16 protein-coding genes are annotated in these 17,377 nt (G+C 42.5%); 7 read left to right on the plus strand and 9 right to left on the minus strand.

Going from position 1 to position 17,377, the window contains the following annotated elements; translation table 11 throughout:
* Positions 1-207: 207 nt before the first annotated feature.
* Together I8J31_RS00700 and I8J31_RS00705 are read right to left on the minus strand one after the other, a co-directional pair.
* Complete coding sequence (locus tag I8J31_RS00700; protein ID WP_199466264.1) at positions 208-711, minus strand: cyclic nucleotide-binding domain-containing protein; 504 nt, start codon at positions 709-711, stop codon at positions 208-210.
* Positions 712-845: 134 nt separating this feature from the next.
* Positions 846-1,661, minus strand: coding sequence for an AraC family transcriptional regulator (locus tag I8J31_RS00705; protein WP_199466265.1), 816 nt, complete (start codon positions 1,659-1,661; stop codon positions 846-848).
* Between the two features lie 106 nt (positions 1,662-1,767).
* Here I8J31_RS00705 and I8J31_RS00710 point away from each other — a divergent pair, with 106 nt between their 5' ends.
* Entirely contained in the window at positions 1,768-2,898 is a 1,131-nt protein-coding gene (locus tag I8J31_RS00710; protein ID WP_199466266.1) for a Gfo/Idh/MocA family protein, read from the plus strand.
* A gap of 67 nt (positions 2,899-2,965) precedes the next feature.
* Here the strand turns inward: I8J31_RS00710 and I8J31_RS00715 are convergent, their stop codons facing one another.
* Positions 2,966-5,533, minus strand: coding sequence for an ExeM/NucH family extracellular endonuclease (locus tag I8J31_RS00715; protein ID WP_199466267.1), 2,568 nt, complete (start codon positions 5,531-5,533; stop codon positions 2,966-2,968).
* Positions 5,534-5,803: 270 nt separating this feature from the next.
* Here I8J31_RS00715 and I8J31_RS00720 point away from each other — a divergent pair, with 270 nt between their 5' ends.
* From I8J31_RS00720 to I8J31_RS00735, 4 genes are all read left to right on the plus strand, one after another.
* Positions 5,804-7,069 (plus strand): DEAD/DEAH box helicase, encoded by a 1,266-nt coding sequence (locus I8J31_RS00720; RefSeq protein ID WP_199466268.1) that lies wholly within the window; start codon positions 5,804-5,806, stop codon positions 7,067-7,069.
* Between the two features lie 405 nt (positions 7,070-7,474).
* Positions 7,475-8,386, plus strand: coding sequence for a hypothetical protein (locus I8J31_RS00725; RefSeq protein WP_199466269.1), 912 nt, complete (start codon positions 7,475-7,477; stop codon positions 8,384-8,386).
* Positions 8,387-8,514: 128 nt separating this feature from the next.
* Complete coding sequence (locus tag I8J31_RS00730) at positions 8,515-9,372, plus strand: PA4780 family RIO1-like protein kinase (RefSeq protein ID WP_199466270.1); 858 nt, start codon at positions 8,515-8,517, stop codon at positions 9,370-9,372.
* A gap of 166 nt (positions 9,373-9,538) precedes the next feature.
* Positions 9,539-10,210, plus strand: a complete 672-nt coding sequence (locus I8J31_RS00735; protein WP_199466271.1) for a 7-cyano-7-deazaguanine/7-aminomethyl-7-deazaguanine transporter — start codon at positions 9,539-9,541, stop codon at positions 10,208-10,210.
* Positions 10,211-10,310: 100 nt separating this feature from the next.
* On the opposite strand, the gene I8J31_RS00740 is transcribed toward I8J31_RS00735, so the two are convergent.
* From I8J31_RS00740 to I8J31_RS00760, 6 genes are all read right to left on the minus strand, one after another.
* A complete protein-coding gene (locus I8J31_RS00740) occupies positions 10,311-11,048 on the minus strand; it encodes an oligogalacturonate-specific porin KdgM family protein (protein ID WP_199466272.1) in 738 nt (245 codons plus the stop codon).
* A 274-nt stretch (positions 11,049-11,322) separates the two neighbouring features.
* On the minus strand, positions 11,323-11,862 hold the full coding sequence (locus I8J31_RS00745; RefSeq protein WP_199466273.1) for a M48 metallopeptidase family protein: 540 nt from the start codon (positions 11,860-11,862) through the stop codon (positions 11,323-11,325).
* A gap of 26 nt (positions 11,863-11,888) precedes the next feature.
* Positions 11,889-12,023, minus strand: coding sequence for a hypothetical protein (locus I8J31_RS20960; RefSeq protein ID WP_267905873.1), 135 nt, complete (start codon positions 12,021-12,023; stop codon positions 11,889-11,891).
* 52 nt (positions 12,024-12,075) lie between these two features.
* Positions 12,076-13,500, minus strand: a complete 1,425-nt coding sequence (locus I8J31_RS00750) for a bifunctional diguanylate cyclase/phosphodiesterase (RefSeq protein ID WP_199466274.1) — start codon at positions 13,498-13,500, stop codon at positions 12,076-12,078.
* A 307-nt stretch (positions 13,501-13,807) separates the two neighbouring features.
* Complete coding sequence (locus I8J31_RS00755) at positions 13,808-14,374, minus strand: outer membrane beta-barrel protein (RefSeq protein ID WP_199466275.1); 567 nt, start codon at positions 14,372-14,374, stop codon at positions 13,808-13,810.
* Between the two features lie 89 nt (positions 14,375-14,463).
* On the minus strand, positions 14,464-15,021 hold the full coding sequence (locus tag I8J31_RS00760; protein WP_199466276.1) for a hypothetical protein: 558 nt from the start codon (positions 15,019-15,021) through the stop codon (positions 14,464-14,466).
* Positions 15,022-15,325: 304 nt separating this feature from the next.
* Between I8J31_RS00760 and I8J31_RS00765 the strand changes: the two genes are divergently transcribed.
* Together I8J31_RS00765 and I8J31_RS00770 are read left to right on the plus strand one after the other, a co-directional pair.
* On the plus strand, positions 15,326-16,141 hold the full coding sequence (locus I8J31_RS00765; RefSeq protein WP_199466277.1) for a DUF6502 family protein: 816 nt from the start codon (positions 15,326-15,328) through the stop codon (positions 16,139-16,141).
* Positions 16,134-17,282 carry a DUF5666 domain-containing protein gene (locus tag I8J31_RS00770; RefSeq protein ID WP_199466278.1) on the plus strand — a complete coding sequence of 383 codons (1,149 nt, stop codon included), beginning with the start codon at positions 16,134-16,136 and terminating at the stop codon, positions 17,280-17,282. The genes I8J31_RS00765 and I8J31_RS00770 overlap by 8 nt, the downstream gene beginning before the upstream one ends.
* The last annotated feature ends 95 nt before the right edge of the window (positions 17,283-17,377 follow it).

The following is a 17,377-nucleotide window of genomic DNA, read 5'->3' on the forward strand; positions in this document are numbered from 1 at the left end:
ATCTACATCTAATTAAGTGCATTAGTCCTAATGCTCGAAAATAACGCTTCATTTTTCACCAGCCTGAAAACTTGGGTAACCCTTCAGCCAAGTCCATTTTTATAGGGGGAACCTTTTCAGTATATTTGAAGCCAACAGAATGTTTTCGAATAAGTTCGTTGACTTTTGTAGAGTTGGTTCACTTTTGTAACCAATAACACGATTTTGTTAACTTTTTACCGATAAATCGGCTTCCGCCATGGCATCACTTAAGAGACGAAACTTACGTGCAATATCCCTCGATAAGTTGAGAATCAAGATGCCAAAATCAAAGGCAAACTCATCGTGAAATTTACCGAAGGTATAACTATCCACTTTAAGCAATAGTGATGTTGTTATCGCACGGGCATCGGCGGCTCTTGGGTCTAAGGCAATCATTGTGGTGTAACCGACTGCATCACCAAATTCGATGGAAGCTTCCCCGAACGGAATGAATGTTGACTTGTCTTTGGTTTGCTTAAATAAACCAATAGAGCCATGCAAAACAACATAAAAACTATCGGCTTGATCACCTAAGGAAAAGACGATTTCTTCAGAGCGATACGCTTCTAATGCTCCTTCGGACAATAGAAACTCAATAGCACCATCGCTCAATGCGCCAAAAATTGACCCTGTTTTTAATCTCGCAAGACTAAGGTCATAAGGACATTGCGTCACACTGAATGTTTCCATCTTTTACCCTGTAAAAATACGACAAAGACTTTTTTACACCTCATACCTTAGTAAAGGTCATACCCTAAACTTAGCAAAGCTCGCTGGAAATACATAATAAATCCAATACTTTCCTTCTTTTCTTACTGCATCATTTACTTATTCCGAAAAGCTCTTGGAGACTCGCCATAAACTTGCTTAAACAAACGCGAAAAATGAAAAGCCGAGGCAAAACCAGCTTGCTCAGCCACTAAGGCAATCGGAATATTAGTATCACGCAAAAGCGTCGCTGCATGCTGGCATCTTAATTTCCACAAATAGCGACTTGGAGTAATCTGTAAATACTGCTTAAACAAAAGAATCAGATGATTAGTAGAAACATGACTCACCTGCGCAATCGTGTTCAAGTTCAAGGTTTGCTCTAAATGCCGACTCATATAGTCGCATGCCATTCTCACAGACCTAGGTACTGGATGTGAATCTTTATGCTTATTTGAGTAAGTATTGGCGTAAGCAAGGTAATAATTTAATAGGGATTGCCCTAGGTCGAGAAGGGCATGGCCAGTGGGTATGCTAGGGGCCCGCGTTAAAGCTAATCCTAGATCCATGTAAGCTTGGATATCGTAATTTGCCTCCACCACTGGGCGAATACCCGCGAGATGAGATTGCAGGCTATCTTGCTGTCCAGAGAAGTCTAATTGACACCAGGTATGAACACTTTCATCAGCTAGACTAAACTGATGAAATTCATGTCGGCCGGGTACTAACAAAGCAAAATCCCCCGGATTAAGAATCAAGTTTGTCCCATCAATCATCAAGGTCACCTGACCACTTAGCAGATGAAACAGCTGGATACCTCTTTGCACCCGAGGTCCATGCCTCCCACCTTTAGGGTATTTTGCAAAGCCAAAGTAGACTTCAGTTAAATGATGGGCAGTGATTTCAGACAATTTTTTATAAATTTCAGTCATGTACCAAATACTCTTACAAAGCCTATATTATATAACGCCAAGTGAATAAATTTCGTTACCACTTTATTCGCAACAGGTATCTAAAACAATAATAAGAGAACCCATTATGAAACAAGTTAGAGTTGGACTCATTGGCACAGGCTATATGGGCAAAGCCCATGCTATTGCTTTTAAAACGGCTGGGGCGATTTTCCCCTTAAGCGGCGAGCTGCTCTGTGAAATGGTCGCCGAGCTCGACCCTCAACTGGCCGAGCGCAAGGCCAAAGAGTTTGGTTTTCAACGCTCCACGGGGAACTGGCAAGAACTGGTGAATGACCCAAAAATAGATGTGGTTGATATTTGCGCACCAAATCACCTTCATAAAGAAATGGCCCTTGCTGCGATTGCCGCGGGAAAACATGTGTATTCCGAAAAGCCTCTGGCCTTAAATGCAAAGGATGCACTAGAAATGACGCTGGCCGCCGAGGCGGCGGGAGTGAAAACCTTGGTCGGTTTTAACTACGTCAAAAATCCAACCGTGCAACTCGCGAAAGAAATTATTTCTAATGGTGAAATCGGTGAGGTGGTGCATTTTCGCGGCACCTTTAATGAGGACTACCTTGCAGACGCTAACAGTGAATTCACTTGGCGCTTAAAACGTGAATTTTCTGGTTCAGGTACATTAGGCGATATGGGCTCTCACATTATCAACATGGCTCACTATCTGGTGGCCCCCATTGCTCAGGTCTGTGCGGATTTACAAACCGTTCATAAGCAACGCCCCATCGCTGGCACGACCGAGCAAATGGGCGAGGTAGAAAATGATGATCAGGTGCATATGATGGTGCGTTTTGCCAATGGTGCTATCGGTACACTGGAATCCTCTCGCATTGCTTGGGGGCGAAAAAATGGCTTATGGTTTGAAGTGACGGGGACCAAAGGTAGCTTAATTTACGATCAAGAACGCCTTTCTGAATTACAACTTTATACCCAAAACGAGGCAAAAAACCGCCAAGGCTTCCGTCGTATTCTGACAGGGCCAGACCACCCGGATTATGCTCACTTTTGTGTTTCTGCGGGACATGGTTTGGGCTATAACGACATGAAAGCCGTCGAGGTTCGAGACCTGATTGAAGGGATTTTGACAGAAGCTCCCCTATGGCCAGATTTTCGCGCTGCCTATCAGGTTAATCAGGTTTGTGATGCGGCGGAGACGTCTTATCAGGAAGCTCGCTGGGTATCTTTGAGCCATGAATAGGCAATGAAAAAAAACCAGCAGAGATGACCCTGCTGGCTTTATATCGAGCATTATTTAAAGCTTGTGCTTAACGCCACCAGCCCCATGCTGATGAGCGGTTAAAACGGTCATGATGGTAGTATCCATGTCCAAAAGCAAAGCCTCTATGGGGTTGTTTGTGTCCCCAAAAATGCTTCACTTTCTTACGCTTCTTCATTTGCAGTTCAATCACCACTGGATCATGGTCTGAAGAGGAATAAGCATTTTCAGACTTCATTAGATCACCGGTAAACCGGCTTGAGTACTCAAACAAATTAGACTCTACAGAGTTAATGTGCCAATCATCCGCCGCAACGATATGGCGCATGAGTGCACGGCTCGCCAAGGCATGATCCAATCCACCCAGTTCACCATCGTAAGAGTAAGAGAAAGACTTATCTCCTTGGAAGTGCGGCACTATGTTGGTGTAACCGTAATTGCGCGTTACTTCAACAGACTCGCCGTCATCCACAGCAACACCATTTAGTGTCACCTGCTCAGCCGTGTAAATGGGGAGTGCCGTATTGGCAGCATCGTAATCCGTTAATACACGAATTGGGTCTTCTTTCCCATAGGCGTTTAAGTCACCCAAAATCAATACATTGCCATTGCCACGCGCCTGTCGCTTAAGAGCATCACCCAATGCAATCGCAGCAGAGACTCGGAACGCGTTACAGTTACTCTGTGGGCTCGCTTCTATCGCATTCGAATCTTCGATACAGCTAGAACCTTTAGATTTAAAATGGTTCACAGCAACCGTGATTTTTTTGTGTGATGCCATATGCACAAAAGTCTGAGCCAATGCCGTACGTTGATATTTATCAAATTGCTGGCCCTCAGCATCAACACCATGTTGCTCTGGCATCTCGATCAATCTAGGAGCATGCTTTGGTTGAACAACCGCAGGGCGATAAAGCATTCCCACACTGATTGCATCGGTACCAATGCCTTCAACACCTTCTACCGCCACATAAGCATAAGGATGTGCACTTGCTGGTTGTGTCATATTGACACTATCAACCAAGGCAGCAATGGCACTGTTTTCAGAGAAGCCATTGTTTTCGATTTCCATCAAGCCAATGATGTCAGCATCTAACTGGCTGATTGCATTCGAAATTTTAGTCAATTGAAGCTGGTACTCTTCCAGTACTGTCGCACCTCGGTTATCCCCAAAGGCATTCGCAGCGCCACCAAAAGGAGAATTGAAAAGGTTCAGTACGTTAAAGCTCGCCACTCGTAGGTCACCCGTTTTATCCAGTTCTGGACCATAAGCGGTACGCTCAGTAAAGCGATGAACAAAGTCAGATTTATCCAAATCTTCGTCCACTGTCGGCACTAATCGATACTGAGAGTAGCTGTAACCAATCACCCCTTCTAAGTTTTCTACTTCATCGCCTACACGAATGTAGCCGTCTTCCGCATTAAAGCCGGAAAAATAAGGCACAACCCCATCGCTGGCTTTCGCATCGCTATCAACAAATAAGGTACTTTTCGTATTAGCCGCCGCAAGCGCCTGTTCTTCATCCGAACCAGCAACATAGAGGTGGGTCGATTTATACAAAGGCTCGCCTAAGCTAAGCACCATGTTGTTGCGATAGGAGTCATAATCAAAGCTAAAGTTTCTTGATACCACAAGGCCGCTGTCCGACGTTGTCACCAACATGCTTTCGTAAGCTTCTAATTGATCATGTAACAACTCATCATCCGATAAAGACAAATAAGTTGGCTCAACCATGTTACCGCTAGAAAGCACTTCAATGTTGCTGTCTTCTAACGCTAGTTGGGTAAAGTTGAAATACTCTTTTACTTCACCCTCTACACAAACTAGATCACCGACTTGTACATCCGCTGGTAAGCTTGTGCTATAGACAAACAGCCCATCTGAAGTGGTGCTATCGCCATCCCCATCAAGGTCTTGAATGAAGGCCCCTTTATACAAACTAGAGACGATTTGAGTCACGACACCTGAGGTATAAAGCGTTTCGCCTTTTAGTGGGCTAGTCGCTTCATTGCCTTGAATGTCATAAATAGGTGTAAGCGTTTGACCTTCACAGGAGAAGGCAACCACTGGCGTCGAGTTGTCTTCACCAGAAGGTGTTAACCCTAACCCAGAAAAATCATTTTTTGCACTAATGCTCCAGTCTGAAGCTGTCCAGCTCGTGCTATCGTATGGGGTTAATAGCTGACGAGCATAGGTGCTGTCTTTGGCAAAATTAGAACCACCGTAGCTACCAAAAAAATCAATCGTACTATCGTCCGCTTTGCGGATTAGGGCAATGGGATCATTACCATTAAAGCCCAAAGCTTTTCTCAAATCCGCTTTGGCAATTAAGTCAGCTGAAGTATTGCTGTTCGTTTCAACCAAGACATAGGTTGTATCAGCGGCAAGATCAGTATCTGGTAATTCAATAGTAACGGAATTCGTTGTACTTCCATTGATATAACGGACTAACTCATAGTCCGATAAATTCACGCTACTAGAGCCCGAGTTATAAAGTTCTAATGCTTTGTTATAACCGCTACCTTCAACGTACTCACTGATCAAAAGATCCGCGTGCACAACAGGAGTAATGGCTAAACCTGAGAGGGCGAATAACACTAAAGGAGTCTGTTTCATTCAAAGTTCCTATTATTAGGGTTGTTTTTATATAGATGCCAATGACATTTTATTGGGGTTTCATACAAGCAACATGTGTTCCAAACTTTACAAACGCTAATATAAAATCGTGACATTTGAATGACGACAATATTTCTCCACACCCTTGCTAAGGGTGCCTCCCTAATAAAGTCCCTAATAAATAAAACGCCCCAAGAAGAAATAAAAACCGTCATTTGAAATGTTACAATGCATACTATTCAATACTCTTATTAGTAAAGCGAGAAAAAAATGAGTTTTGCGTCTTTAGGGCTCCATCAAGACATCATTCATCAAGTCGAAGTATTGGGCTATACCACCCCAACACCAATTCAAGTCGCAGCAATTCCAGCGGTATTAACTCAAGCAGACATCATGGCAGGCGCACAAACTGGAACCGGGAAAACAGCCGCTTTCGCCTTGCCTTTGCTGCATAAGCTACTGACAAACAATGAAATAAAGTCAAATGAAGTCAGCGTCTTAGTATTAACACCCACCCGTGAGCTGGCCCAGCAGGTATATAACAGTTTTGTTAAATACAGCCAAAACTTAGCGATTAGATCCGTTGTTGTGTACGGTGGCGCAAGCATTAATCCGCAACTCGATGCGTTACATAAAGGCTGCGATATTCTAGTTGCCACACCTGGACGCCTACTTGAATTAATCATGAAACAACTCGTGGATTTAAGTGCATTAAAGACTCTGGTATTGGACGAAGCCGACCGTATGCTGGATATGGGTTTCATTATAGATATCCAAAGAATCCTTAAAAATCTACCAAGCACTGACAACAGACAAACATTATTTTTCTCTGCCACCTTCAATGACGAAATTTTTGCCTTAAGTAAAACCTTGTTAAAAGCACCAAAACTGATCGAAGTTGACAGTCGAAACACCACGGCAGATCAAGTGAAGCAGCTTATCTATACAGTGGATAAAAACCGTAAGAGTGCCTTACTGTCTTTCATGATAGGCTCAAAAAATTGGCAGCAGGTGCTTATCTTCACCCGCACAAAACAGGGTGCCGATGAACTCGCTAAAGAAATGCAAAAAGACGGCATCGCGACTCAATCTATCCATGGCGACAAATCCCAAGGAGCCAGAGATCGAGTTTTAGCCGACTTCAAAGCAGGAAAAATACGTGCTCTTGTGGCAACTGATGTAGCCGCCAGAGGGTTAGACATCGAACAATTACAGTACGTGGTCAATCATGAGTTACCCTATAACGCAGAAGACTACATCCATCGCATTGGCCGCACCGGCCGTGCAGGATCAGAAGGGGTGGCCATTTCACTGGTATCAGCAAAGGAAAACTACCTATTAGCCGACATTGAAAAGCTACTTGGAGAGAGCTTTGTTCCGCAATGGTTCCCAGGGTTTGAACCCGACCTAAATACAGCAGAAGAAACGACAAAGAAACGCGAACCGTCTAAAAAAGCCTTACGAGCTAAAGCACTAGGTCTACACTCTTCACGAGATAAGTCTTCATCAAATAAAAACCGCAGAAAGCGTCGCTAGCGACGCTTAGCGCTTCCTCACTCCATAATGCAAAAGACCCTATTCAACCCCGGCCCTTCTTCAAGCCATCTCTGCGTTAACTATAACGCCCCTCCACCAACCATAGCTTCAACGCCCTAACAACACTCTAAACATGGCTTTTGCGCCCTATTCAAGACACTGTTTGCTAACTATGTCCTTTATGTACTCTATTTAAAAATACCAATTTTAATCATTGTTGATTCAAATAAGTTTCTACAGATAGATTAGAAAAAACTTATGTTTTAAAATAAATATATAAATTCACTAAAAATACTCTGCTACTTTATTGATAAATTACAAAAATAAACGTAAATTTAGAGAACACTCTACGCAGTAGTAAATATTATTTTACTAATATTAATTAGTTAAAAAGGAATTGAAATCATGTTGAGAGGAAATCCAGACTTTCTTGAAGCAGCTTCTGAAAGAGAATATGACTTTTACATTGACTACCTCACTCACCATGTAAAGGGTGTATCAATTAGAAACTTGCGGGGAAGCTCAAAAAGCGACCGAGTAGAAAAACTCAATATAGAAATCGATAGCTTGGTTAATAAAAATCGAGCAGTGAAAAATCTAACGTCTCAAATGCGCGCTGCTTTTAAGGCCACTCAGCTTATTTCTAATGATTTTAAATGGCTTGATAAAAAAGATGAGCGGCTCTGCAACTGGGCATGGTGTTATCTAAAGCGTAAAACAGAAGAAACCGAAACACCCCCTTCTCCTACCGCTACAAAAGAAGCCTTGCTAGCAAAATTGTCAGTTCAAGCATTTGCCTCGGAAAGAGATAATGTATTAGACAGATGCAACGATATTATCGATGCCTTTCACCATGGGGAAGCAAGCCTTGAACAACAACTTGAAGCCATTGAGTTTATAAAAAGTAAATGGAAAGAGGTTCGCCTCGATAATAGTGTTATCAATTGGCTTGATGACTCCAATACAGCCCAATGGGCGTGGGCATGGTCCTACCTGCAAAACATTACCCAAAGACCGCTGAAACAAGCTTGGCTACCAGTAACAACCGAAGATCAAAAAGCAGCGGTTATCACTACTTTCGATCTAGCAGACAACCAAGATCGTAAGGCCCTCGTTATTGATAAAATGAAGAAAGCCTGGAGTCAAAAAAAGTTCCGCGAAAAAACCAGCGGAAAAAAACCCTATAGCATTAGCATGACCCTCAACACCAAACAAAAACTCAATGCATTAGCAGCAGAAAAAGGATTAAAAATCAATGAAATGATCGAATTCCTTATTCGTAATGAATACAAAAAGCGTGTCGAAGAGAAAGAATAAAACCGCAATTAAAGCCAGTTTAATGAAAGGCCATTAAATAAGCCTGAGCAAGATTAAAAATCATTAATATCTTTGTTTTATATTGTCGGCGGTTTCCTCTATCATCTATTCCACGTATAAGGAGCAGCATGAAAATCCCTAAAAGAATACAACCGCTTATTGAAGATGGTTTAATCGACGAAGTTCTTCGACAGCTCATGAGCGGCAAAGAAGCGACAGTCTATGTCGTGCGTTGTGGGTCAGAAATTTGTTGCGCAAAAGTATACAAGGATGCCGCTAAACGTAGTTTCAAACAGGCCGTCCAATACCGCGAAGGGCGCAAGGTTAGAAATAGCCGCCGCGCTAGAGCCATGGAGAAGGGCTCAAAATTTGGTCGCGATGAACAAGAAAACCTTTGGCACAACGCTGAAGTAGAAGCACTCTACAAACTCGCGGATGCTGGTGTTCGTGTCCCTAAACCTTATGGTTGCTTTGATGGGGTATTGCTGATGGAACTCATCACTGACGATGACGGTGAAGTCGCACCGCGTCTGAATGATGTATCTATGTCAGCAGAACAGGCTCGGGAAGACTTCGCAGACATCATCAGAGACGTTGTACGCATGCTTTGTGTTGGCTTGGTACATGGAGATTTATCCGAATTCAATGTCCTCGTGGACGACTACGGCCCTGTCATCATTGATCTACCGCAGGCCGTCGATGCCGTTGCGAATAACCATGCCGAGTGGATGCTAGAGCGAGATGTCAATAACATGCGAAATTACTACGGCATGTTTGCACCAGAACTATTAGACACCCAATACGCTAAAGAGATCTGGTCTATATATGAAGCGGGAAAGTTGACCCCCGAAACCGAACTCACGGGCTTATTTGATGAACCAACAGAAGAAGCCGATGTGGATTCTGTGTTAGTCGAAATCCAAGAGGCCTACGAAGAAGAACAAGCTCGCCTCGCGCGCATCAATAATGCTGACGAAGAGGGCTAAAAACTTTTCGATCAATTAATAGACAGTAAAAACCATTTCTGTATAATGCGCACCGCTCGGTCATCTGACCGAACGTATCAAAATTCACTATGGAAGCCTAACCTATTAAAAATAGAGGCTTCTATTTGGGTTCCCTAACCCCAAACGAAATTAAAAAGGTCACATAATGAATAGTTTTACCCCTGAGCAACAAAGCAAGGCACTGCTTTATCTCGCTGCCTTCCACTTACTCATTATTGCTTCCAGCAATTATTTAGTACAAATTCCCTTTACGATTTTTGGTCTGCATACCACCTGGGGCGCGTTTACCTTCCCCTTCATTTTTCTAGCAACCGACCTTACCGTACGGATTTTTGGCGCTCCGCTAGCACGCAGAATCATCTTCTGGGTCATGATTCCATCGCTAATCGTATCCTACGTATTGTCTGTCATTTTCTATCAAGGGCAGTTTCAAGGCTTCGAATCTTTAGGGTCATTAAATTGGTTTGTGGCACGTATCGCAATAGCGAGTTTATTGGCTTATTTACTTGGACAAGTGCTAGACATTCAGGTGTTTAATCGACTTCGTTCACTAAAAACATGGTGGGTAGCACCAGCAGCATCGACTTTGCTAGGCAATGGGTTAGATACGCTAGCCTTCTTTGGGATTGCGTTTTATCAGAGCCCTGACGCCTTTATGGCAGAGCATTGGCAGGAAATTGCATTAGCGGATTATGGTTTCAAGTTGCTTATCAGCCTAGGGCTATTTATCCCAATGTATGGCGTTCTACTGGCGTATTTAACAAAGAAAATCACCACCATCAATGCAACAAATCAAATGAAAGAAGCCAGCATCTAGCTCTTTGTATACCGATCAAATTGGTTAAAGCAAGAGGCCTATTTAAAGGGGAAGAAAATAGGCCTTTGCTATTTTACCTACAAACTACAGAACCTAACGATTAGTAGCTGTACTTCATACCCAGGCGATAACGTGGACGCCACTTATCATTAACTGAACCTGATCCACCATTATCATAATTGTAAGTCTTACCGGATTTATAAGGCTTCAGGCCAATTTCAGCGAATGGACTCCAACCATTTTTCAGGCCTTTATATTCGCCCTTGAAGTTAAAATCAGAGAACCAAGCTTGCTTATCTTCAAATCTAGGCCCGGATGCTTCTTGATTAAAGGTATAATCGGCGCTAGCACCTAACGCCCAATTTTCAAGGCCCTTGTAGCCAGCAGAAAAGGTCCAGCGATTATAATGAGAGTTGGCCTTGCCTACATTATTGGTATAGTTATAGCGATGACGGAAGCCCACAGACCAATCGCTATTCACTTTATAGCCAAGACTTAAGTTAAATTGATGATCTAACTTACTCGAACTTGCTTCCCACTTGTATTGTGGCGTTAAAGTAATCGTATCCGATACCTTATATCTATAGCTGATGTTCGTTTGCTGGTTATTGCCCACCTGCTCACCAAAGGCATCTTCGTTTAAACTTTTCCACTTCGCTTCGACACCAAAGCCAATACCATTTTTAAAGCGATGGCCGACTTCAATACGGTCAGAGTGGGATGCAGATTGGCCGTCATAGGCAGGAGAGAATTCATGACGAAGGTTAATTGAGGTTGCATTAGCTGCTGCACTGCTTAGCCCAACTAGGACGGCAGCGGAAATTATTTTTATTTTCATTTTGAAACACCGTTTTATTATTGTAGGTTTGAGATTTTAATTTAACCTCTTATTTTTCATTTTGGAAGGGGGTTGATTGCATTTTTTACACTTTTGAAACGATGTTTTAAAAAACTTTTACACTCAAACGGCTTGTAGCCGAGAAAAAATGCGGCTTAAGGCAAAATTAAGAGAAAGAAAAATATTTTAAAAAAAGGGAAGAATTAACCTAAATAGCAGCAATTTTGACCGTCTGGAAGGTATGTATTCAGAATTTTCTGAAAAATAAAACCCTTTAACACCAAAGATCACCAAAACGATCCCTATGGGTAAGATAAAGTCGTAGATCGAATTCTAACTGATGGTAATCAGGCTCCATATGACAACAAAGTTTATAAAAGGCTTTGTTATGGTCTTTTTCTTTAAGATGAGCCAGTTCATGGACCAAGATCATTTTAAGCAAGGGCTCTGGTGTACGTCGAAACATAGAGGCAATACGAATTTCATTTTTTGCTTTAAGCTTATTGCCTTGTACACGGGACACATAAGTATGAAGACCAAGGGCATTATTGATCACATGGATTTTATCGTCGTAAATGATTTTACTGATGGGAGAAGAACTACGCATGAAGGTGTTTTTTATATCCATGGCGTAATCATATAATTGGCGTGTGTTATTTAAACCGTGAGCGGATGGGTATTTTTTAAGTAATAGGTCGCCGGTTTTTTCAGCATCAAGCAAAGCAATAACCTGTTGCTGAACCTGCTCACTATAGCCATTAAGGTAGCCCTTTGGAGACTCTTTAAACGAACTAGGCTGACGCTTCCGACCCATTTCAGATCTCCTAAAAGACTTATAAATTAACCCGTCAAAATCACCAAAGCATTATAGTTACTTTTCAATATCGCTGCATACCCACCAATAGTGAAAGCCATTAACCACTGAGCGGCACTGTCTAAGCTTGTCCATTCTCGGCGCTCATACTCTTGATGCACAAAAAAGAGCCCCTTGAATTCGACCATGGGACAATTGCTTGAAGGGAATAAATTAGGAAAAACTAGATTGAAAACAGTTAGCAACACACACTCGGTTCCTACCTGTTTCCTTTGCTTGATAGAGTGCTTTATCTGCTAATCTGAGTAATTCATCAATGTTACAATGAACACCAACCTTGAATGACACGCCTAAAGAAACTGTAAAATGCAGGGATTGATTATCTAAACTTTTTACCGCTGAATTGGCAAGCGTTTCACGAATACATTCCGCCACCCTAGTCGCCATATCGCCATCTCTATCAGGTAGTAAAATAGCAAACTCTTCACCGCCTATACGCCCCAAAATAGCATCGTCAGGCAGCGCTTGTTCGAGCATTTTAGCCAGTTGTTTCAACACTAAATCTCCTGAAGCATGGCCATAAGCATCATTTATACTTTTAAAATGATCCACGTCCATCATCAGCATAGAGCAGTGCTTTTGAGACATTAGACACTGCAACAATGCCTTTTCCGCTAATTCAAAAAAAGAGCGACGATTAGCTAACCCGGTGAGAGAATCACAATAGGCTCGACGCTCTAGTTCCTGATGACTATTATGGTTTTCTATAGCAATACTGGCTAAGCTACTAGCAAAATTAATTAGCTCAAGATCTTTTTCCGTTGGCAGTTTTGGTGTTGCATGGTACATAGCAAATGCTCCCAATAATTCACCTTTCGCAGAACGAATAGGGTCGGACCAACAAGCAACAACGCCAGCATCTTTAGCTAGTTGAGCATAATCCTGCCAATAGGGGTGAGTGCGAATGTCTTCAACAATGACTCGTTCATTCAAATAGGCAGCCGTTCCACAAGAACCAACATTCATACCAATCTCAATACCCTCTATTGCCTGATTGTAGAAATTAGGCAAATCTGGGGCCGCCCCCAACATCAAGCGCTGAGTTTCACTATCAAACAATGAGACACTGCAAACAGAAGAAAGGCTTTCCAGCTGCACCTGCTTAACAATGACATTCAAAATGTCTTTCAAAGCAGAACTTTTTGACACCATCTCAAGCATTTCACTACGCGCCCTGAGCCTTTTCTCAGCCACCCAATAGTCAGTAATATCGGTAAAGTGCCACAGCCTTATATCACCCACCGTAGAAAAACAAATGCTCACCTGTCGAGAAAAGCCGTCTTTGCAGAGAATTCGTGTTTTCAGATTTTTTTGTGAAGGAGCGTTTTTTTGGAAATCAATGATCCAAGGTTCGATCACTGTCTGACGATACTCTGGATCAGGACAAACACGTTGATACCAGATTTCAATATCAGAAATCTCTTCTAACGTATAACCAAAGAACTGCTCAAATGCTTTATTGATATATTCGATGCGTCCAGTAGAAATGTTAGACCAAGCAACGGCAACCGGAGTGGAATCGAGAAAGTCTTCTAATTGAATTTCACATTCTTGATGTTGGTTAGCTTCCTGCGTCATTGGACTATACCTCTTTAAACCAAGCCAACGACATGAAACGACAATATATTCGTTATGTTATTACGCATGTTTATCAATACCGGACAAAATTAAAGCTTAATATGAAATTAAACCGTCTAATAATCATACAGAATAATTATTCTCATGAAATCGGTCGTACAAACGTAAGGACTTTATATTGTCGTAATTTTGTAAACAGAACCCTACAATGCGAAAGGAATAAAGTGTCAGGAGCCAAAACATACAAATAGGCGAATGTATAAGAGCTTACAGCTCAATACACACGCCCATTTGGAATAGCACAATGTCAGAAATTAGTTAGTAGGCGAAACTGATAAATAGACGCTTCTGGATCACTATCGGTATCGAAAATCTCTCCCTTATAAGCATCAGGTTCACGATAAGCATACTGTAGGTCCGCCGAAAAATTTCCGAAGTTATAGCCCACGCCAACAGGAACTTGCAAACCACTCGCATTATACTTATTACCACTGGTAATCGACTTCCAGCGCTCACTAAAATAACCAATACCTGCATAGGCATAGAATCCATCACTGACCATGTCTGTACTCAACAATAAATTAAGCTCTAACCCAGATGTTTCAAAATTTGACGGATTCGAAGTAGGATTTGAATCTTGGCTGAACTTCCCGCCACCAGCGAAATAATAGTTCGTTTCGATAACGAAATGATTACTGGGTAATAGCCGTGCAGAAAAAACAGGGGCTGTAAAATCACCATCATAGCTACTACTGTTATTCTTAATATCACTGCCACGGGAACCGGCGCCAATTTGTGCATGAATCTCTGCAAAACTAAAGGATGAAACACTTAACCCCATGATAAGCACTGTGTTTATTAACATTGTTTTCATAATCTGATTCCTATTTTTTAATATTTCTCTCAAATGCCACTTCAATTGACTGAGGAGCTTTCTTAAAGACGGTTTTACTGGCGTTTTTTTTAATGCCATCGACCATTTCCAGAACGGCTACCACCAGACTTTCCGCCTTCTGAATGATTACCTCTTGAGCGGCCAGCATCAGAATTCCCACCTCTTGAATTATTGCTACTAGAGCGGTTACCACCAGACCGAGAACCTCCCGAATGATCACTACTAGAGCGATGACCACCCATATTCCCATCTCCAGAACGACTACCGCTAAAACGATTACCGCTAAAAGAATGCCTATTTCCATCAGAACCTCCAAAATGCCTGCTAGACGATTCAGTACTGGTACTTTCTGCTCGGTCAACACCCACGGCATTACTATCACTGGATGTGGCCTTTTGCTCTTCGCTCATCGCATTGCTGCTCCCTCCAGAACCAACAGCTTCGACAGTAGAAGCGCTCTCTTCGCTAATTGCAGACGCAGAGCTACTCGTAGTGCCTCCACTGTTCGTTGAACGGGTCTCTTCATCCATCGCACTTGCGGCATAAACGGCTGTGGCCGACAGCGTCATAGCAAGCAAACTCATCACCGCTCCAAACAGCAGGCGAATCACTGACACTTTCAACATGGTATTCCTCCTCTTTAATTGTGGGATTTTTTCCCACGTAGAGAGCAAACAGTATCGTGTGAAAGATTCCCACGTCAATGTTTTTTTGCTACATTTTTACCAATAGCTTTCTTTACTTACGATTAATGGGCTATTTGAATAGGGAGAAGAAATGCTAGAAACCACGGAGAAACATGCCGATAAGAAAGGCTTTGTGGTAACCTAATAGGGTCAAGAAAAGGAATTTTAGATAAGCGAAAAGACTTAAACAGTGTCAATATTTCTTAGCAAGATCACTCAACGAACCACTTTATAATGGACAATTATGTCTGAACACTCAGCCACCAGTAGCGTAAAGCAACTTATCGCACAAGCCTTACATAAGGTTCTTTGTCCATTGGTAAAACTTGTTGTGCGTCAAGGCGTAACCTTCGTTGAATTTACTGAAATCCTGAAACATGCCTACGTAGAAGAAGTACAAAAAGAGCTAACCCGTAGTGGAGAACGCACCACCTTAAGTCGAATTAGTGTGGTCAGTGGTGTGCATCGAAAAGACGTAAAACGTCTCACAGAATTAAATCCTGAGGTCAATTCCAGCCGATCAGAAAAAGCTTCTCTTACTTCGCGCTTAATTAGCCTTTGGCTTGGCGACTCACAATACCTAGATGAACAAGGCAAGCCTATTACCTTATCTCGGTCTTCATTTGAGCTTTTGGTCCGCTCTGTTAGTTCCGATATTCGACCCCGAACTATGCTCGATGATTGCTTACAAAAAGGCATAATTGAAGGTAACGATGAAGGTTATTGTTTAATTACTGAGGCTTTGTTCCCATCTGAAGATCTAGCTACAAAAATCGCTTTTTTTGCTCGTAATACAGCCGACCACATAGCCACTTGTGAGCACAATGTCCGTGGCGAACAAAACGCTTTTCCAGAACGCTCCGTCTTCTACGACCATCTCTCCCACGCCTCAGTAATAGAGTTACAAAAACTGGCAGATGAGGAAACAAAAGCTTTGCTGATTCGCATCAATAAACGCGCGCAAAGCCTAGCTAAACAAGATGATGTAAACGAAAACAACGACCATAGATTTATTCTTGGTAGCTATTTCTACCAAGAAAAGGACTCTAAGAATGACTAGGTGTTTAACGATACTATTGGTTCTATTGACTTGCCTCTCCTTAACTTGGGCAGGCGAAGATCGTGGTATTGGTGGTACAGGTAAATACGCAAATATTGATGATAGAGGAATCGGCGGCACAGGCATCATTGGCACTATCACAAACTTTGGCAGCATCTGGGTTAATGGCCTAGAAGTCGAGTTAAATAAAGGCACCCAGATTAAAGTAGATGGCATAGCATCAAACGAAGATGCTCTGCGTCTTGGTCAACAAGTCAAAGTTCTTGCGGAACAGGAAGGCGACACCTGGTTTGCAAAAGAAATTCTTATTCATCATGCCGTAATTGGACGAATCGACAAGATATTAGATGGCAGCTTGGTAATACAGGGTATGACGATTAACCAAGACCCCAATATACCCGGCCATTGGCCAACTTTAGCTACCAAGGACTATGTAAAAGTAAGTGGTTACTTCCACGACGATAAATTCTATGCAACGGATATCATGCCCACCGAAAATGATAACTTATGGCAACTCACGGCCCCTGTCGTCTACGACAAAAAAGACGGTTGGGAAATTGCAGGGCAAGCTCTACCAGACGCCATTTTGAAAGTAAAAGAAGGCCAAACCCTCACACTAAAAGGCAAATACACGAAAAAAGGCCGTGAATTAACCTTTATTCGCTACGAAGAAAGCATTCCCTTTAAAGGCCAAAGCAGAGAATACATAGTGGAAGATCGTGGTTCAAACACACAACAAAATCGACGCTACACTCAGGACAGCTTTGAACAAAAACAGCACAACTTTAATAATAATTTCTTTGAGCGTTCGCCTATAACAGGACCAGGAACATTTCTTGGTAACCCGCCACCGGCGTTTAACGGCAGCTGGGAAAACGGCAGTTGGAACAATAATAACTGGGGACGCAATAGCGACTGGAGTAGTAATTGGGAAAACCTCAACGGGAAAAGCAACAATCCCCCTGCGTTTAATCAGCAGAGCGGATTCGGCAGTCGAGGAGGCTTTAGCAATAATAGCCCTTCCGATTCTCGCTCACCATCTGGAGGTTTTGAACCATCAAGATCTGGAGGCGCCCCTTCCAGAGGAGGACATTCAGGTGGGCCTTCAAAAGGAGGGCACTCCAGTGGAGGTAAATGGTAACTGGCCTTCGTTGTTGCCCTATACTTTTATACAGACATGTTATGTGGTCAAAGATGCCCGTATAGAAAACACCTTAATAGTCATTGCTTCCTTAT

It is taken from the genome of Marinomonas transparens, assembly GCF_016463975.1.
Classification (GTDB): domain Bacteria; phylum Pseudomonadota; class Gammaproteobacteria; order Pseudomonadales; family Marinomonadaceae; genus Marinomonas; species Marinomonas transparens.